This is a genomic window from Paenibacillus sp. FSL H7-0357, from assembly GCF_000758525.1.
GTDB lineage: Bacteria > Bacillota > Bacilli > Paenibacillales > Paenibacillaceae > Paenibacillus_AQ.
The window spans coordinates 1,030,364-1,048,521 of sequence record NZ_CP009241.1 but is presented as its reverse complement, the minus strand read 5'-3'; the positions used below and the strand labels follow the sequence as shown (position 1 = coordinate 1,048,521).

At 47.5% G+C, this 18,158-nt stretch carries 15 protein-coding genes and 2 pseudogenes; 8 read left to right on the top strand and 9 right to left on the bottom strand.

Annotated features, from left to right (window positions below; translation table 11 throughout):
• Window positions 1-102 precede the first annotated feature (102 nt).
• The 5 genes and pseudogenes from H70357_RS04665 to H70357_RS04645 all read right to left on the bottom strand — a co-directional run.
• Window positions 103-756 carry a P-loop NTPase family protein gene (locus H70357_RS04665; RefSeq protein ID WP_038586310.1) on the bottom strand — a complete coding sequence of 218 codons (654 nt, stop codon included), beginning with the start codon at window positions 754-756 and terminating at the stop codon, window positions 103-105.
• A gap of 97 nt (window positions 757-853) precedes the next feature.
• Window positions 854-1,009, bottom strand: coding sequence for a hypothetical protein (locus H70357_RS35660; protein ID WP_156130812.1), 156 nt, complete (start codon window positions 1,007-1,009; stop codon window positions 854-856).
• A 713-nt stretch (window positions 1,010-1,722) separates the two neighbouring features.
• The gene (locus tag H70357_RS04655) at window positions 1,723-2,133 is read right to left on the bottom strand and encodes a YjdF family protein (protein WP_038586304.1); all 411 of its coding nucleotides are present in this window, start codon (window positions 2,131-2,133) and stop codon (window positions 1,723-1,725) included.
• Between the two features lie 193 nt (window positions 2,134-2,326).
• Window positions 2,327-3,495: pseudogene (locus H70357_RS04650) on the bottom strand (MFS transporter).
• A 33-nt stretch (window positions 3,496-3,528) separates the two neighbouring features.
• Window positions 3,529-3,801, bottom strand: a pseudogene (locus tag H70357_RS04645) (LmrA/YxaF family transcription factor); the annotation flags it as partial.
• A 151-nt stretch (window positions 3,802-3,952) separates the two neighbouring features.
• Here H70357_RS04645 and H70357_RS04640 point away from each other — a divergent pair.
• The 5 genes from H70357_RS04640 (at window position 3,953) to H70357_RS04620 (ending at window position 10,517) form a co-directional block, all read left to right on the top strand.
• On the top strand, window positions 3,953-5,554 hold the full coding sequence (locus tag H70357_RS04640; protein WP_052091819.1) for a PTS transporter subunit EIIC: 1,602 nt from the start codon (window positions 3,953-3,955) through the stop codon (window positions 5,552-5,554).
• Between the two features lies 1 nt (window position 5,555).
• Window positions 5,556-6,410: a PRD domain-containing protein gene (locus H70357_RS04635; protein WP_038586301.1), complete on the top strand. Its 855-nt coding sequence runs from the start codon at window positions 5,556-5,558 to the stop codon at window positions 6,408-6,410.
• A 277-nt stretch (window positions 6,411-6,687) separates the two neighbouring features.
• Window positions 6,688-8,145, top strand: coding sequence for a glycoside hydrolase family 68 protein (locus H70357_RS04630; RefSeq protein WP_038586300.1), 1,458 nt, complete (start codon window positions 6,688-6,690; stop codon window positions 8,143-8,145).
• A gap of 122 nt (window positions 8,146-8,267) precedes the next feature.
• Window positions 8,268-9,719, top strand: coding sequence for a glycoside hydrolase family 32 protein (locus H70357_RS04625; RefSeq protein ID WP_231578452.1), 1,452 nt, complete (start codon window positions 8,268-8,270; stop codon window positions 9,717-9,719).
• A 78-nt stretch (window positions 9,720-9,797) separates the two neighbouring features.
• Entirely contained in the window at window positions 9,798-10,517 is a 720-nt protein-coding gene (locus H70357_RS04620; RefSeq protein ID WP_038586293.1) for a DUF4386 domain-containing protein, read from the top strand.
• A 7-nt stretch (window positions 10,518-10,524) separates the two neighbouring features.
• Here H70357_RS04620 and H70357_RS04615 read toward each other — a convergent pair whose 3' ends face one another.
• Window positions 10,525-11,109, bottom strand: coding sequence for a Crp/Fnr family transcriptional regulator (locus tag H70357_RS04615; RefSeq protein ID WP_038586290.1), 585 nt, complete (start codon window positions 11,107-11,109; stop codon window positions 10,525-10,527).
• Between the two features lie 168 nt (window positions 11,110-11,277).
• On the opposite strand from H70357_RS04615, the gene H70357_RS04610 reads away from it, so the two are divergent.
• Window positions 11,278-12,072 carry a hypothetical protein gene (locus H70357_RS04610; RefSeq protein ID WP_038586287.1) on the top strand — a complete coding sequence of 265 codons (795 nt, stop codon included), beginning with the start codon at window positions 11,278-11,280 and terminating at the stop codon, window positions 12,070-12,072.
• Between the two features lie 769 nt (window positions 12,073-12,841).
• Here H70357_RS04610 and H70357_RS04605 read toward each other — a convergent pair.
• Complete coding sequence (locus H70357_RS04605; protein ID WP_038585209.1) at window positions 12,842-14,119, bottom strand: IS110 family RNA-guided transposase; 1,278 nt, start codon at window positions 14,117-14,119, stop codon at window positions 12,842-12,844.
• A 332-nt stretch (window positions 14,120-14,451) separates the two neighbouring features.
• Window positions 14,452-15,378, bottom strand: coding sequence for an ADP-ribosylglycohydrolase family protein (locus H70357_RS04600; protein WP_038586285.1), 927 nt, complete (start codon window positions 15,376-15,378; stop codon window positions 14,452-14,454).
• A 141-nt stretch (window positions 15,379-15,519) separates the two neighbouring features.
• Here H70357_RS04600 and H70357_RS04595 point away from each other — a divergent pair, with 141 nt between their 5' ends.
• Both H70357_RS04595 and H70357_RS04590 read left to right on the top strand, forming a co-directional pair.
• Window positions 15,520-16,260, top strand: coding sequence for a glycosyltransferase family 2 protein (locus H70357_RS04595; RefSeq protein ID WP_038586282.1), 741 nt, complete (start codon window positions 15,520-15,522; stop codon window positions 16,258-16,260).
• Entirely contained in the window at window positions 16,257-16,973 is a 717-nt protein-coding gene (locus H70357_RS04590) for a glycosyltransferase family 2 protein (RefSeq protein ID WP_038586279.1), read from the top strand. Before H70357_RS04595 ends, H70357_RS04590 begins: the two co-directional genes overlap by 4 nt.
• Window positions 16,974-17,082: 109 nt before the next feature.
• Here the strand turns inward: H70357_RS04590 and H70357_RS04585 are convergent, their stop codons facing one another.
• The gene (locus tag H70357_RS04585) at window positions 17,083-18,081 is read right to left on the bottom strand and encodes a Gfo/Idh/MocA family protein (protein ID WP_038586277.1); all 999 of its coding nucleotides are present in this window, start codon (window positions 18,079-18,081) and stop codon (window positions 17,083-17,085) included.
• Between the last annotated feature and the right edge of the window lie 77 nt (window positions 18,082-18,158).

Here is an 18,158-nt window from a genome sequence, read left to right as displayed (position 1 = left end):
AATCCATGAGAAAGACTTTGCAGGCAGATTAGAGTTTGATGAGAGCAGGCTGTAATCGAAAAACCACTCCTTTGGCGGAGTGGTTTCGAATACTATTGCTAACTAAAGGTTATCCCTTATAAATTGATTAATGCGGTCAGCATATTCATCCCATAAATAATCCTGATTCTCAATAATTAATTTCGGTATGGCCCAAGAATCAACAATTGCTCTTACAAACGCCTGACTCCCGCCCCACAACTCAGCGGCTTCCTTAAAATCATCATCCGTATGCAGAGCCACCGGCCCCCATTCGTTCCCGCGCACACTGCAAATAAACCGCCATTGCCCTTCAACATTCACTTGGTAAAAGTAGATGAGCAGCGGTTCCAGTGGTGATAATATCTCCTGCAGTGCCAACGAGAAATTGAGCAATTTATCATGATTCATGCCCATATGATACGCGCAGTTAATGGCATCCTGAAACAATACACTTTCAATAATCGTGATATCCTGCGTACTGGCCAGCCTATCCTGAACAAAAGCCCTGAACAGGGCTTGCAGCCCTTCTATGAATAGATCTGCCTGTGCCTCATCCTCAAAGGAGCTGAATTTGTAGCCCTGTATGAACAAAGGATGGTTGTCTTCAAGCTCCAGAATACACCGGTTGGTTACATTCCACGCGGACAATTGATCCGAGAGCATCGTCGCGCAGGTCGTTTTCCCGGAACCCGGCATGCCATCAATAATAATAAGTTTTTTGTTGTTCAATTTCATTTCGTATTCTCTCCTCTGTTCCAAATGTCCACAATGGGAATGGATTGTTCAAACCTCTGTTTACTCTCCGCGATCCAGTCCTTAAGCCACTGATTATTTAAGCTGCTGAAGAATTCATCCCCGTCGTAATTGCGGAAAACACCGAAACCATATTCTGGCTGCCCCCAAGATAACGGAGCTGGCCGCTGCTCATACTGTAACGACTAGCTGCGATTTCAAGCATTGGATGGGTATAAGAATCTTTCGTTCTCATACGAGTGTACCTCCATAGAATTAGAAATCAGATGAGACGGAGGTATAAGGGCAAACCAAACAGCCCAAACCACAGACAGGCAAAATCCGCCGTCCGGTGCTTGGGCATCTGCATATAACAAGGCAAAGCTGTCCCCTGCCGCTAAATCCGGGCATAAAAAGGCCTCCATCTCACCAGTTCATTGAAAAACGGCAAATCAAATAAATCCTTGGCTGCAGGATTCAAAAAATTGATAGGCGTCTTCTTATCTCAACTTGATGAAACGAAAACCTCGTGACATACATAAGCCTCTTTTCGAATTGCTGTATTTCAGTCTATCGTATCCAGATGCTGGATATCTGTCAACAAGCAGAAGAGACCTTCCTCGGCAAAGGATGGTCTCTTCTGTTCTACCTTTTCATCGACTCAACTGCTTACCAGTTATTCCCTGTTTCTGAAACAGTAAAGCTTGTGGAAGTATTCAGGAACTTGCCCGAAGGTGCTCCGGTAACCGTATTGTTATTGAAGACCGAGCTGCCGCTGGCGGAGCTTCTAACATATACGCCGTAGGTTCCGGCATTGATGATGTTGTTGGAGTTTTGCAGGCGGGTTTACGGACGTATAACCGGTATGGTCGGATGCGGCGGCCGCCCCGCCTGAAAGTACTGCTGCTTCCGCTTCATAGGCCTGCGAGGCTGCCGATACTAATGCCCTTTGTGCGTAAGCAGGTTAAATTAATGTCCGCGATGTTTTTCCTTCGCTTTTTTCTCCTTCAATTCCCTTATCCGGGCCTTCATGGCTTCCCGTTGCTGATTAGAACAAGTCTGTTTCTCCCTTTTGTTCTTCTCATACTCCAAATTCATAGCCTTTTGAGCATGGGTGGAGACCCCATTCTTGCTTAATTCATACGCTGCCTGCCTTGCCAGCCGCTTCGGATTGACCTTCTTCGTATCAGACAACTTTACGGCAACTTCTTGTGAGAGGCCACCGAGCAGCCTCCACATTTCCTCACGGACAAAATGGAGAATTTCCTCGTCCTTAGGCTCTCTTCCAAAAATGTACCTGGCTGCCTTCAATTTCCCTTGGTCTTCCTGCTCCACAACACCTACCCAATACTGCCCATCGTGATAAACCGTAAGCTTCAAAATGAAACCCCCTCATTTAAATCGGAAACGATGGACATCCCGAGGGGGGAAGGCTACTGACACGGCGCTCTTGAAATATAGAGTCATCCTAGTGCCTGGACTACCAACCAGACTGTGTTTTTTCGTTCCAAAAAAAATTATAGTTACATCACTTGAAAACAGCAAGGCTAATTCTCTCAGCATAAAATGACTTTTAGATGTTGTCTTTAGATACTTGGGGCTTTTTGATGAATAAAGACAATACGACGTTAATCACTGCTAACAACAAACCGATTTTAAACACCAGTGATGATCCGGCTGCTGTAGCTTCTGTCAGATCATCTCTAACTGTTGCCAAGTAACTATTCTGTTTGGCTGATAATATCGATACCATTATTGCAATACCAATAGCGCCAGCAACTTGCTGAACGGTTTGAGTTAGAGCAATTCCATCCGGATAGTACTGTTTCGGAAGAGCATTTAAGGTATTGGTTTGTACCGAAGCCAGTACCATACCGATTCCTAACATCATGATAATATGAGTTACCGCAATCATCCATAAAGCCGTGTCCGTACCAAATTGTGAATAGAACGCATAACCAATCCCTACTAAAATGGTACCAGGTGCAATAACCGCTTTCGGACTATATTTGTCAAACATACGGCCAATGGTAGGCGCTAATACACAGTTAAGCAGGCTGCCTGGGAGAAGAATAAGACCTGTTGTAAATGCAGCGATGACTAAAGCGATTTGCATATACATCGGTAGAATCACAAGCAATGACAGCATATTGAAGAAGGTTATGAAACTCATAATGATGCCAAGCACGAAGAGCGGATATTGAAATGCTTTTAAATTTAGCATAGGATTTTCCATTTTCGTCTGACGAACAACAAAACCAAACAGTGCTATAAAACCAATGATGATGGCCCCTATAACCGTTGTACTTGTCCACCCGATATCTCCAGCAACACTTACTCCGTATACAATACCGCCAAATCCGATCGTCGAAAGAATTACAGAGAATGCATCAATTGAAACCTTACGTATCTCATTCACATTCCGTAAATAGATCAAACCGAAAATAAGGGAAAACAGCAAGAAAGGTATCGTAACCCAGAAAATCCAATGCCAAGATAAGGTATCTAGAATAAGTCCAGCTAAAGTTGGACCCAGTGTCGGACCATTTGACGCGTGGTGAATTTCTGCATCAAGATCCCTGTTACCGGCACTAAAATCCCTAGTGTTAAAAAATACCCTGTGGCTAACCATTGGATCGTCGTGGCATCCACATTAAATAATTTGCTTAAATCTCCCAAGGCAATATTTAATGCCGTTTCACTAAAAAGTCCAACAAAGCCCGCTACTAAAAGAGCAGCCATTATCGGCCCTTTTTTAATTTCTTTACTCACTTATTAAAACCCCTTTAAAATAGTTGGTAACACTTGAGAAATCACTCGAAGTGGTTCAGTTGCTTGTTGTGTTAAGCAGAGAAGCATTGCGCCTTCAATAGAGGCTGCCAGCATGAGCGCTATTGAATACGCCTTATCTTTTGAAAATCCATCTGCAGCTAACTTATTCAAATAAATATCCTGTATTTGCTGATACAACTGTGCACAAGCATTGCGAATGGGATCACTTAGCGAAGCCATTTCGCTAACGATGCTGCTGAAGGTGTATCCGGTAACCGTTTTTCGGCTAACTAAGTTTCAAACTAAGGCGGAATACCTGTTTTTTCTTGATAAGGTGGTAATTCCTGACCATTGATTTTAGAATCGATCATTGTCACAATTAGATTCCTGAGATAGCCGCTGAGCAAAATGGTTGGGAGGCACAGTAATGACGCAAGGGAATATCCGTCCGGAACAGGCTGGAGAGACTGCGAAGGAGATCCGCGGTTCGGCAAGGGAATTGGCTGTACATCTGATTAGGCTGTCCGGAGGATCCGGCAATGTATTAGAAGCCATCCACTGCACAACCCGGCTTCGCCTTAGACTGCGGGACAGTTCCCTAGTGGACGAAGCCGGCCTTTCCGGCATGCAGGAGGTTCAGGGCGTGTTCTTTCGAGCCGAACAGCTGCAAATTATACTGGGATCAGCCAACGTCTTTAAGGTGCACCGCCAGGTTGTCCGCATCCTTCAAGACGGCCAGCTAACACAGCAGGAAGAGGTTCAGTCTGCCGGACCCTCTGAATCCATAAGCCCGGACAGCACTGCCGGGTCCAAGCGGGCTCTACTTCCTTTCTGGTCTGAAGTACGGAAACGGAAACCCTCCATGCCGGCCACCGGCACCGATGGTTCGCCTTCCAAGTCAAAGAACCTGGTCAAAGGTGTGCTCAGACAGATGGTCGATGCGGTAAGCTTTTTTTCCGATATCGTCGTGCCCATGATTCCACTCTTTGTCGGGGTCGGCCTGCTGCTGGGCCTGCTTAGTATGATGGAAGCCTTCGGCTGGGCGCAGCCGGAGAGTGTCCCGTTCCGAACCTTGTCATTACTGACAGGTTCAGCATTTCAGATTTTGGCTGTGATGTTTGGTTATCACACGGCCAAGCGGTTTGGAGGCACCCCTGCGCTCGGCGCTGCAATCGGCGTTGTCATGACCCGTCCTGATCTATTGCAGGTCACCGGATTCGGAGGAGCACCGATAAGTTCTGAGAATTTATTATTAACGCCGCAGTTCGGGTATCCAGGAGCCGTAATTCCTACGATTCTTGCGGTATTGCTAATGAGTCTAATTGAGAAGTGGCTGCGCCGGATCCTTCCATCATCGACTGCAGTTATGCTGATCCCCTTTTTAAGCCTTGCCGCCGGGGGCAGCATTGCGATTCTGGTCATCGGTCCACTCACCTACGAACTGAGCAGCTCTCTTGGCAGCTTGCTGGAAGTGGTGTTCAGATACGGCAGTTCGTTTTTCGGTCTGCTGCTTGGCGGAATCTATAGCTCTGTTGTCGTGAGCGGTCTGCATCATGGCATTCAGGCAATTGAAATCGGATTGATCACCAATCCGGACGTCGGCGTCAATTTCCTGCTTCCCATCTGGTCTATGGCGAATATCGGCCAAGCTGCCGCCGGACTGGCCGTGTATGCCAGAACCCGTGACAAAGCATTGAAAAAAATAGCCCTACCCGCTTCAATCACCGCCTTTCTCGGCATCACCGAACCGGTCACCTTCGGCGTCAACCTGAAGCTTGGCCGCCCTTTCTTGGGCGCTGCTTTGGGAGGTGCCGCCGGAGGGGCTTATGTAGCTTATTATCAGGTGGCAGCTGATTCGTTCGGCTTAACCGGGATTCCAATGATCGCCTTTACCGTCCAGCTCGGGCAGCTGAATCTTATCCATTATTTGATTGGTTTTCTACTATCAGCAATAACAGCCTTTACAGCCACCTGGATTCTTGGGGTTGACAAGCGACTTCTTAAGGAACAAACAAGCATAGGAGAATAACATGAAAATCAAAAAAATTCTGAACAACAACGCGGTTGTGGTAAACGACCTTGGAGAGGAAAAGATTGTCATGGGTTCCGGTATTGCTTTTCAGAAAGGGAAAAACGATATTATAGATCCGTCCCTTATTGAAAAAGTGTTCATTATGGATGACCCGGATCAATACGGCCATTTGCAGGAAATGCTGGGGACACTGCCTGAAGAAGAGATTGCCGCGTCCGAACAAATTATTTCTTATGCTGAACGTGAACTGGAAGTGACGTTTAATGAGCATATTCACATTGCACTGACAGATCACCTCTCCTTCGCTTTGGAGCGGATCGCTAAAGGAACGATGATCCAGAACACGCTGCTGGATGAAATCCGCATTTTATATCCGAGAGAGTTCCAGATTGGACAACAGGCCAAAAACATTATCTATGAAACACTGCAGGTCGAAATTCCCGTGGACGAGGTCGGATATATCGCCATGCATATCCATACTGCCTGGAAAAACGCCGGAGCTCACGGAACAAATACCGAAATGGCGGCAATGATCCGTGATATTGCTGAAGGTGTGGAACAGGCTGCCGGTGTTACGCTCAAACGAGGCTCCGCCAATTACGAGCGTCTGGTGACTCAGCTTGAAAACATCCTGAAATCTGATAAAACCGGCAAGCTTCTCAATGAGTTGAACCCTGAAATTGTACGAATTGCCAAAGAACGCTACACCCGGGCCTACTTGCAGGCCAAGGAGGTTGGCGATCAGGTTGAAGAAGATTACGGGTATACTTTCATCGACAGCCAGCTGGTATTTATCGCCATGGAAATTGATCGGATCTGTACACGGTCGATGGATGGTAATATATTGAAATGAAATAACGCGGGACTTTAGACCCTTGATATCAAAACGATATCGAATACCCCTAGTATCATCCTCAAAAAAATAGGGATTTCAGTCTATAGCCATTTCCCGTTAAAAAATTATAGAATTAACGCGACAACAAAATATGTCGGGATTGTTACTGTTAAGCAGGCAAGACCTAAAAATCCGTTTGGGAATCGATGCGTTTTACGTATCCCCAATGGTATTTTTAGGTCTTTTTTTCTGTTTAAAAACAACAAAAATTCGAAATCAGAAGGAGACCGGGAGAATGAATATCAAAAAGATGGTAAGACAAGCAACAGCAGTAACCTTTACAGCAGCTTTACTTACAGGTGGCGGGGCTTCAGCTTTGGCCAAAGACGATAACAGCAAGAATTACAATGAAGACTTTGGTTTTTCCCACATTACCCGCGCTGACATGATGAAAATACCGGAACAACAAAAAAGCGAGAATTTTCAAATCCCTTCGTTTGATGCTTCCACCATCAAAAACATTCCTACTGCAAATACAGTGGATGAGTCTGGCAATGCTCTTGATCTGGATGTTTGGGACAGCTGGCCGCTTCAGAACGCAGACGGAACCGTTGCCGAATATAATGGCTACCATATCGTGTTCGCTTTAGCGGGAGATCCTAAAAAAGGATGGGACACCTTCGTATACATGTTCTATCAAAAAGTAGGCGACACCTCGATTGATAGCTGGAAAAATGCCGGCAGAGTATTTAAAAATAGTGATAAATACGTTTCAAACGATCCGATTCTAAATAACCAAGCCGAAGAATGGTCCGGTTCCGCAACCTTAACCAAGGAAGGCAAAGTCCGCTTGTTCTATACCAACCGCCAAGGCTGGGATCCGGCGAATAACTTTTTCGGCAAGCAAACCTTGACGACTGCTCAAGTGAATGTGTCCAAGCCTGATGCGGATACGCTGAAAGTGGATGGCGTGGAAGATCTCAAATCAATCTTTGACGGAGACAGCAAGTTCTATCAAAATGTGGATCAAGCATTCGGTGAAGGTAACTATGATGATAACCACACGTTAAGAGATCCTCACTATGTGGAAGATAACGGTCATAAATATCTTGTTTTTGAAGCCAATACCGGAACGGAAACAGGTTACCAGGGAGAACAATCGTTAGACATCAGAACTTATTATGGAGGCAACAAACCCTTCTTCGAAGCTGAAAAAAATAAATTGTTGTCCAGTCCTAAGAAATCTCTTGCGACCTTAGCGAACGGCGCACTGGGTATTATTGAGTTGAATGATGATTACTCGCTCAAAAAAGTGATGAAGCCGCTGATTGCCTCCAATACCGTAACGGATGAAATTGAACGTGCGAACATATTTGAAATGAATAACAAATGGTATTTGTTCACCGATTCCAGAGGCTCCAAAATGACCATTGATGGAATCGGCGCTAATGATGTATACATGCTCGGTTATGTAGCAGATTCATTGACCGGTCCTTACAAACCGTTGAACAAAAGCGGGCTTGTACTGCATATGGACCTTGATCCTAGTGATGTTACCTGGACTTACTCTCACTTCGCGATCCCGCAAGCAAAAGGAAATAACGTGGTAATCACAAGCTATATGACTAACAGAGGTTTGTATGAGGACCAGCAGTCCACTTTCGCCCCAAGCTTCCTGTTGAACATTAAAGGCTCGAAGACCTCGGTAGTTAAAGACAGCGTTCTGGAACAAGGACAATTAACGGTTAACTAAGAGGTATCCATTTGAGCAGCCAGAAGCGGACGTTTACACGACAGCTCGTTATAGGGATCATTGGTTTAAGCTTTGTGATCACTCTGGGATTAGCGGGTTATTATTGGGCAAAGAGTAATCCGCTGAAGCAAGACGAGGATTCTGATCCAGAGTCAACCTTACGGGCCAGCTATCATTTCACAACGCCAGACAAGTGGAAAAACGACCCGCAAAGGCCCATTTATTACGATGGAGCCTACCATTACTATTATTTGTATAACGGTGATTATCCGAGTGGGAATGGCACGGAATGGCGGCATGCCACATCCACAGATCTGGTGTATTGGAAGGACGAAGGCATCGCCATCCCCAAATATAGTAATCCGAATGGCGATGTCTGGTCAGGTTCGGTTGTTGTGGACGAGGCAGGCACCTCAGGTTTCGGAAAAGGCGCTCTGGTCGCGATTGTGACACAACCCTCCGCCGAAGGGGGAGAACAAGAGCAGTATTTATGGTATAGCACCGACCGGGGAAAATCATTTAAGGCTTACAGTAACGCTCCTGTTCTGCCGAATCCGGGAACTGCTGATTTTAGAGACCCGAAAATCATGTGGAATGAGCATTCCCGCAAATGGATCATGACTTTGGCAGAAGGCACAAAAATAGGTTTTTACGAGTCTCCCAACTTAAAAGACTGGCACTATACAAGCGGTTTTGTAACGGAGAATATCGGGCTTGTGGAATGTCCCGATCTGTACGTAATGCTTGCGGAAGACGGGACCTCTAAATGGGTGCTTGGGGCCAGCGCCAATGGGAAATCATCAGGAAAGCCGAACACCTACGCTTACTGGACAGGAGCTTTTGACGGAAAGACATTTGTCCCTGATCGGCAGGAACCACAGTGGCTGGATTATGGCTTTGATTGGTATGGTGCTGTAACCTTTGAAGACGGGACTAACAGCGGTCCTCCTGCTCACCGTTACGCTTTAGCCTGGATGAACAATTGGGAATATCCCCATAATACTCCGACGCTGCACGAAGGCTTTAACGGAATGGACTCTATTGTTCGTCAAATTGAACTTAAACAGACTGGCAACGGCATTTATCATCTGGCTTCGCAACCGCTTGAAGCCCTAAGTAAGGCGGCGGATTCAACCGTCTCCTATAAAGAAATCCAAGTAAAGGGCTCTACAACACTTCCGTTCACAGGAAACTCGTATGAGCTTGAGGCCGATATGTCCTGGTCTGAGCTCAACAATATGGGATTTAGACTCCGGGAATCCACCGATAAAAGCCGTCATGTAGATGTCGGAGTTTCTGTAGAGGGCGGTTACACCTATGTCAATCGGACTTATACAGGAAATCCTGACACGAGTGGACAATATCTGGAAAGCACGTCTCCATTCGATGCCAGCCAGAAGAAGGTTCATCTGAAAATTTTTGTCGATAAAACAAGCGTCGAAGTCTTTATTGATGAGGGTATCATTGTGCATTCCAGTCTCATTTTCCCGGAATTAAACGATCAAGGCATTACCTTATTCTCAGAAGGCGGAATCGCGGTCTTTAAAAATGTTGTGATTAAGCAGTTCCTTTAAGCTCTTGATTTAAGTCAATGCTCCGTCATAATTAGCCGTTTACAATGAAATCAACAATGTAAACAAGGAGGTTAAATTATGACTACCCCAGTTAAAGAAGGGTTGGAACTGCGGAAAACAGCACTAACTGCCGGCATATCACTTATCATCATGGCGATTGCAGTATATTTTTCCTATGGTTATGTTCATGGAAGTCTTGTTATACAAGGCGATGCCAGTGCTACATTGAACAATCTCAGGTCATCCAATATGCTTTTCAGGGCTGAAATCTTTGGCTGGCTTCTTATCCTGATCTGTGACATCGTAGTTGCCTGGGCATTCTATCTTATCCTGAAGCCCATTGATAAAAAGCTGTCCTTGCTCGGTGTATGGTTCCGTCTTATCTATTCGGCTATATTGGGTATTGCCATACTGAGTTTGCTATTAGTGATGCTTCTCTCGAGCGGCGCAGACTATTTATCATTATTTACAACCGGTCAACTACAGGGATTTGTGATGCTGTTTTTGGAAGCTTTTGAATTGATCTGGTCGGCCGGTTTGATCATTTTTGGCGGGCATCTAATGATTGTGGGTTATGTCGCTTTCCGATCTGACACCATCCCTAAAGTCATTGGCATCTTATTGTTAATTGCTGCAGCAGGATATATTATCATTCACTTCTGCAAATCGTTTCTTCCACAATACGATGAGTTCATTACGATCCTTGAATTTGTATTTAATGTGCCAATGATTGTTGGAGAACTGGGGTTTGGGATATGGCTGATGATCAAAGGCGGAAAAGTCCCGAAAAAAGCATGATCTCTGCCTAAATCTTATCCTGATTAATCCGCTTTTTAATTCTGCTTAGTGACTCTGGGGTAACCCCAAGATAACTCGCCAACTGATGCTGGGGTACACGATCGACTAAATATGGCCGTTTCAGCAAAAGTGTCTTGTAGCGCTCTTCAGGCGTAGAGCCGATAAATGCAGCGAATTCCTCTTGGACTTCACCAAAGTTGGCCTCTACCATCCTGCGTGTCATGGACTCCAATTGGGAGTGTTTATGATACATGTCCTGTTCGGTATCAAGATCACCAACGACCAATATGGAGTCTTCCAGACATGTTAAAGAATACTCGGATGACTTATCATGTTTATGACGATTGAAACTTGAAATGCCTTGTTCTTCTGTGTAGAAATTAGATGTGAACTCTTTTCCCGCCTGATCTATGGAGTACTGTCTCACACAGCCCTTCATCACAAAATAACATTTAGTAGGGACATCTCCTTGTCTAAGGAGCGTTGTCCCTTTTTTGTATTCCTCAATATGAATTTCCTCAACAATTGCCTGTTGCTCTTCTTCATTAAGAGATGTGAATCTGGTCAGGTACTTTAGCAATATTGTTTTCACTTTACACCCTCTCATCCCCTGCTTAAGCCATTATGATTCCTACTATTCCTGAACTGCTACTTTCATTATAAGCCCCCTTTACTAATTAACAAAACGGCTGATAAGACCGATATATATACATAGCTTTAACTTTATTTAGTATATACATCTACAAATTGGAGGTTCCGTATGAATGTATCGCGTTCTATTCAGCGTTCGCCCCTTCCATTAGCCGATCACGGTCGGCTACAGCGAAAGGGGGCAGAACAGAAGCCCGGTCCAGACATGAAGATTCCAGCAAATCCGCAGACAAAGCTAATTAATCAATTGACCGAGCAAAAGCAGTCCCTGATCGACAGACGTTCCGAGTATGTGGGCAACGCCCTTAAAAGAGGGGATAGTCCCGAAGTGGTTCAGGCCGAGCTCGCTTCACTGGATGAGCAAATTCAGCAGCTGGACGAGCAAATTCGAATGAATTCTGTCGAAAACCAGCGCAAGACACAGGGTTTGGATGAAGACACTAAAAAAAAGAAGGAGGAGGAGCTTTCCCAAAAATCGTGGAGCCCGGACAAACAAACGCCTGAGGAACAGCAGCTTGCCTATACAACGTACACCTTAAACGGCGTTATATCCGCCCATAATGATTTAAAGCAAAGCGGTTCTGTGAGAATGGCGCAAATCACTTTGCGTACTGAAGCGAAATCCTTGGAAAACAGTAACCCTGTAAAGTCTGCAAGACTATTCCAAAGAGCTTCCAATCTGGATCAGAAACTCATGAATATTGCTAAAAGCGCCCAGGATAAAATGACAGAAGCTGTACAATCAGCCCCTTCGCCAGTTAGTCCGAACGAATCTCCTGCAGATGTGCAAGACAAGAAGGATCCGGCAACCGAAGGTGCTTCATCAACGCCGGAAATACAGATCTATGCAGAAGCAAATAAAGAAAAAATCCCTCCGGGCAGCCAGATTGACCAATTAGTCTAGGGCATGTCTTCAAACCACTTCCCCGCCAAAACCTGCCGCTGTATGCCCTAAGGAATCATGGGTACAGTACCATTTTCTGATCACATGCGGAGAAAGGCGTTTCGCCACTAGGTAGTTTTTTCGGTGGAGGCTTACGTCTCGGTGTTTCAAAGACTTCGCTCTTCTTCCGAAGGCGTGTGTGTGCGACTGGAAAGTGTATTCCTGGCTCTGAGCACGAACGGACCGAGTTGCACTTAATTGGGGCTTTTAGCCTGTTACAGGAGGACAACGGACTCCAGCGCAGTTATTTCTCCCTGCTGACCGTTTTTAGCTAGAATGCAGAGCAGATAAGGTCGCCTGGGTCCGCAAAAGAGAATAAACAGGGAGTTTACTCTCCATAGCGCCTCCTGAGTCCGTCCCTCGTAATTAAGAGGGATTCTCACGAATGCTCACTCATTCGCAGGATTTCATCGCTACGAAGCGGTGGAGATGGTTGGCTTGCGATGGAAATTGAACCGTCGAGCGGCTAGCGGGCGGGCGGGAACAGAAGCAACGCATGACGTGCCTTTAGATCGTCGATATCCTGCACACTCCACTTGGCCCACGGAGGTTCACCCTCCCAGATCTCAACGGGTCTACGCCCTCACATTCCTTCGTTACACCTGTCCATGGCGTGGAGACCGATAGCGTTTACTTAACGGGTCAATGCCCTTACGGACTCAAGCACTCGGTTCTCTTATGCATATATGCTGTACAATCCTGCGAATAAGTCAATTCTCGTGGTTCGGGTTTACGCGGCAACCGGGGCTGCAAGTGCACTGCGGTATGTTTCCCCTCGCTGCACCATGCCGATCAGAATACGAGCCAGCTTGCCAATCAGTTTAAAAAGCGACGCCTGCTTCTTCATACCCTGCGCCTGGTTGTGCGCATGCCACCGCTTGAAATCGGGGTTTTGCCGCACGAGATTCAGCATCCCCCAGTATAAGTGTTTGCGGAGCGTACTGTCGCCGCGTTTGGAGAGCTTGATTTGTCCTTTGAATTTGCCGGAGGTGCACTCGGCCAGATTCAGGCCGGCTCGCCGCAACAATTGCCTGCCATGCGCATAGAGGCGCAAGTCGCCAGCTGAAGCCAGAATGGCTGCCAGCGTCATGTTTCCAAGCCCGCAGATGCTCCGCAACTGCTCGGCCAAGGGGATCTCCGCCAAGATAGATTGGATGGCCTCATCCATTTCGCCGAGCATAGCGACCACGTGCTCATAGGTTTGAAGCAGGCGGCGGATGTCTTGCCGCGCTTCTTCCGTTGCCCTCGTATCGCCAATACTGTGCGTTGCTGCTGCCAGCAAGGCCGCCGCCTTAGCTCTGCCGCTGACGCCAGAAGCACGTCTCATCCCTTGCTTACGCCAATGGTCAATGACTTCGTCGATGCTCAGTCTCTTTAGGTCACACGGCATAGGGCAAGCGTGGAGCGACGCCAGCGACCTTAGCACCGTCCAGTCCGGGAAGACTTGGCGAAATTCCGGGAAGTAAAGGTCTATCCAGCGAACGATCCGGTTGCCCAGGCTTGTCGATTGTTTGACCCAATACTCTCTATCGCTCATGAGCGTCTTTAACCGTTCGAATACGGCTGCCTGAGTAACGTAGTCTGTGTAATAGCCACGGCTTACGACGTCCGCAATGACAAGCGCATCCTTGGGGTCGTTCTTGGATGGACTATTGTCCCGGTTCTCTTTGTTGCGGTGAGTCGTCACTGGATTGACCAACACCACCTCGATCCCTTGCTGAAGCAGCCAATTGGCGAGGTTAAACCAGTAATGGCCGGTGGGCTCCAGACCGATTAGAAGGGATGTCAGCCGATGCTTCGACTGAGCTTCCTTTACCCAGCGCAAAAACTTCTCAAAGCCTTCCAGTGTGTTAGGGAAAGACAGGTGACGGGGAGTGAGCGAACGTCCGCGAAAATCGGTCATCTGTGCGGCGTGTGCATCCTTAGCGATGTCGATCCCGACCACTGCATGCTGCATGCTAATTCGTTCAATGCGTTGATTTGTCCTATCGTTTCGGTTAGACTTCATAGTAAGCGCCTCCTGATGGGTTTTTAGGGCTGTAGACCCCTTACACCCCCATCATACGAGGCGCTCTTGTTTTTGTCTAAGCTGAAAACTTAGCGTATACAGGAATGTTTACGGGTAAACGAACCCGCTGCGGGCTTTTAGGGCCCTACTTTCAATACTAAATCCTTGCTTCCCCAGAGCTCTTCCAGTTTGAAGACAGGCTCTAGTACATCTAGGATTACATAATATAAACAAGAATTCCCATGCCGATAGGCATGCGTATGCCCCCCTGCTCTTCTGACAGGGGGGCGTTTTTCCACGCCAAAGGCTTCCCTACTTCCTGCCCATCCCGCTTATCTCCCCGTGCGCTCTGCAAACAGCCGCCTGGCGTAGTCGCTAATCAGCGCCTGCATCGCCAGCTTGCCGGCCCAGCCCGCCGGGATGCCGCTTAGACCATAATAGGCTCCGGCAATTTGGCCGTAGACTGCGCCGGTAGTATCGGCGTCATTCCCCAGATTGACGGCGAGCAGTGCACCTTCGGCGAAGCTTGCCGATTTGTGAAAAGCCCACAGCGCCGCTTCCAGCGATTCAACGACATAACCTGTACCTTGAATCTGCGGAGGCTCCTTCTGCTTATAAGAACCGGTATAAATGTCGGCAAGATGCGGTGTCAGCAGGTCCTGCTGAAGCCATTCGGCAAATGCATCAGGGGCCAGCATTTCTTCCTTGCGCCAGCCATGCAGCCCGGCGAGGATGTAGGCGGCCATCAGGCGGCATGCGCTCAGACACTCCTCTGCGGCATGGGTTGTCCTTGAACTGCGTGCCGCAAAGTCTATGGCAGCTGCCGGATGCTGCGCATAGTACATGACCACCGGAGCAAGGCGCATGATCGAGCCGTTCCCGGCTGAACGGGGATCCTCCGATCCGCTGTAAGCTTCACCAGTGTCCTCGAAATGCTGCAGTGCCGCCCGTGTGGAGTTGCCGATATCGAAGCATTCCCCCGTGCTGCTCAGATAACCCTCGCGGAACCACTCTGTATAACGCTGCATCTGATCAGCAGCGTCAAAGCCCTGCTTCGCCAGCAGACTTTCCGCCAGGCAAAGCGCCATCGAAGTATCGTCCGTCCATTGTCCGGGCAGCAGTTCAAACACGCCGCCTCCTATGATATCCTCCATAGGCACAAACGTGCCGGGGGCCTTGAATTCCACTGTGGTCCCCAGAGCATCTCCAACCGCCAACCCTTGCAGACAGCCTTGATAACGATCCATATCTAATCCCATTGCAGTACCTCCTTTGCATGATTTCCTAAATATCAACGTTATGCCTAATAGGCAGTACATTGTCGCGTCATCTGCCGTTACCGCCATTGTCCGTGCACATATATATAGTAAAGGAAGATTACGGATAAAGGGAGCGATGTAATGGAAGCCGGTGCCGCAGGCTCTTTAAACAAGCAGGGAGTTTCCATTATCACCTGCACGAACCGCCAAGGTTATTTGCGTAACTTGTTTAATAATTTCAATAGACAGAAATACCGGACAAAAGAACTTATCATCATCGTGAACAACAATAAGATTCCGCTTGATTCCTACTATAAGCAGGCCAAAAAGCTCCGCAATGTACACATTTTCCGCATCCCTGCCTCTACCTCTCTCGGCGCTTGTCTAAACTTCGCTGTGCGGAAGGCGAAATACAGCTATATTGCCAAATTTGATGATGATGATTATTACGCCCCCTATTATTTGACGGATAGTTTGCAGGCCTTGCGCAGAACAAAAGCCGACGTAATTGGCAAGCGGTCGCATTATATGTATCTGCAGGGCTCCAAAACACTGATTCTCCGCTTTCCACATGATGAGAACCGGCCCGTAAGCAAACTCCCGGGAGCTACTCTTTTCATTAAGCGCAACGTATTAAGCAAAGTGAAATTTCCGGATCGAAACGTTGGGGAAGACGATCTATTTTGCATCAGGAGCAAAAAAATGGGCTACAAGGTGTATTCCGCAGGAAAATACAACTTTGTCGCCATCCGCCGGAAAAACTCCTCCAATCATACCTGGATCATCAGCGATAAAGAACTGATTGCTCATCATAAAACGATTCCGTCTGTAAAGAATTACAAAAAATTTGTGCAGAAAAAGCCCAAGGATATCCGCTCATGATTTCCCCATATCTTGCTTACGAGAAGGATGCGGTTTCGATCATTACGTGCACCAAACGGAGACAAAATATGGACACCCTTTTCCACAATTACGACAGACAGAATTACAGGAATAAAGAGCTGATCGTGATCTTGAATCATCCAAGCCTGAAGCTAAGCGATTATATCAGGGCCGCGTTGCCATATCCTAATGTGAGGGTGTATAGCCTGCCCGGGCATGTCTCGCTGGGTTCCTGCCTGAATTATGGCGTGAAAATGGCCAGATACGGGCTGATTGCCAAATTTGACGATGACGATTATTACGCCCCTGGCTATCTGTCCGGCAGCCGCCGCAGCATGGTGGATACCAATGCCGATATTGTCGGCAAACGCGCCCACTTCATGTACCTGAACGGTAAAAAACTGCTCCTGCTCCGTTATCCCAAACGGGCTGATCAATATGTTTCTCTGGTACAAGGGGCAACCTTACTCATCAAGCGTGCTGTTTTGGAGCAGGTGGATTTTCCAGATCTAAACCGGAATGAATGCGTGAAGTTCTGCTCCCGCAGCCTCAGCAAAGGATTTAAAATCTACGCGGGAAGTCCTTACAATTTCCTGGCGATCCGCAGAAGGAACTCCAAAGATCATACCTGGATAATAAGTGATAGATCTTTGCTCGAGGGAAATATGAAGGTACTGAAGGTGCGGGATGTCAAAAAGTATATTTGCCGATAATCTTTCCGTATATCGGGAAGCTCCTATCCGCCTCCCGATATACAGCGGCCCCCGGAGTGATGTGAACATTCTCCGGGGGCCGCCAATCTGTTATAACAGCGTTGCTCTCTTATTCACCAGGATACTTAAGTCCCCATTGTCCACGGACCTGATCCAGCAGCTTCATGATGGCTACGGACTCATCGAGCGTCATCACCGGGCTTTCCGTAAGTCCGGCCTGGAGACAGCGTCCCACATCCTCGGCTTCAAAGGAATATCCGATCGAGGTACGGTCATCCTCAAAGGTCTCGACCAGCTCACCGCCGATGTAAAGCTCAGCTGACCTAGGATTCACCAGTGTTCCTTTGACAAGGATATGACCTTCTGTCCCGAATACATGGGCTTCCTCCAGCATTTTGAGACGGATACCGCCATTCAGTGAAGCGCTTTTGCCGTCGCCATAGGACAGCAGCAGCGAGAAATGCTCATCTACCCCGGTATCACCGATATGCACGGTGCTGGAGATGGTTTCTGGATGAGGCCCAAAGACCATTGAAGCAAATGAAATCGGATAGATGCCGACATCCAGCAGTGCACCGCCGCCGAGCGCCGGGTTCAGCAGACGTCCTTCCGGATTCCAGTCGGAACGAAAGCCGAGATCTGCCTTCACCAGACGAACATCACCGATCCTTCCGGAAGATAACCATTCTCTGACCTTGACGTTCGCAGGAATGTAGCGGCTCCACATGGCTTCCATCAGGAACAGCTTCTGCTCGCGGGCATACGCCACAATTTCTTCCAATTCACTGCTGTTCACGGTGAACGGTTTCTCGCACAGCACGGCTTTGCCGGCGCGCAGCGCAAGCAGCACATTGTCCTTATGGAACGGATGAGGTGTGCCAATATAGATGGCGTCCACTTCCGGATCGCTCACCAAATCTTCGTAAGTAGCATAGGCCACAGGGATGCCGTGATTTTTGGCGAATTCATCAGCGCTTGCCTGCGTACGTGATCCCACGGCATAAGCGGTCCCATTGCTGGCATGAGCCAGGTCTGTAGCAAACTGGTGAGCAATCCAGCCCGTGCTGAGAATGCCCCATTTTACTTTGTAAGCGTTATCTACTGACACTAATATCTCCTCCTTGGGACTATTGCTAGTCCCTTTGATTCTATCAAACTGCGCTTCTCCTGTAAAAGAGTTAGGGG

What these genes read in the sequence shown, in the direction of transcription:
- H70357_RS04665 (WP_038586310.1), bottom strand. Translation starts at nt 756, where the DNA reads ATGAAATTGAACAACAAAAAACTTATTATTATTGATGGCATGCCGGGT.
- H70357_RS35660 (WP_156130812.1), bottom strand. Translation starts at nt 1,009, where the DNA reads ATGAGAACGAAAGATTCTTATACCCATCCAATGCTTGAAATCGCAGCT.
- H70357_RS04640 (WP_052091819.1), top strand. Translation starts at nt 3,953, where the DNA reads ATGACGCAAGGGAATATCCGTCCGGAACAGGCTGGAGAGACTGCGAAG.
- H70357_RS04635 (WP_038586301.1), top strand. Translation starts at nt 5,556, where the DNA reads ATGAAAATCAAAAAAATTCTGAACAACAACGCGGTTGTGGTAAACGAC.
- H70357_RS04630 (WP_038586300.1), top strand. Translation starts at nt 6,688, where the DNA reads ATGAATATCAAAAAGATGGTAAGACAAGCAACAGCAGTAACCTTTACA.
- H70357_RS04620 (WP_038586293.1), top strand. Translation starts at nt 9,798, where the DNA reads ATGACTACCCCAGTTAAAGAAGGGTTGGAACTGCGGAAAACAGCACTA.
- H70357_RS04610 (WP_038586287.1), top strand. Translation starts at nt 11,278, where the DNA reads ATGAATGTATCGCGTTCTATTCAGCGTTCGCCCCTTCCATTAGCCGAT.
- H70357_RS04605 (WP_038585209.1), bottom strand. Translation starts at nt 14,119, where the DNA reads ATGAAGTCTAACCGAAACGATAGGACAAATCAACGCATTGAACGAATT.
- H70357_RS04600 (WP_038586285.1), bottom strand. Translation starts at nt 15,378, where the DNA reads ATGGGATTAGATATGGATCGTTATCAAGGCTGTCTGCAAGGGTTGGCG.
- H70357_RS04595 (WP_038586282.1), top strand. Translation starts at nt 15,520, where the DNA reads ATGGAAGCCGGTGCCGCAGGCTCTTTAAACAAGCAGGGAGTTTCCATT.
- H70357_RS04590 (WP_038586279.1), top strand. Translation starts at nt 16,257, where the DNA reads ATGATTTCCCCATATCTTGCTTACGAGAAGGATGCGGTTTCGATCATT.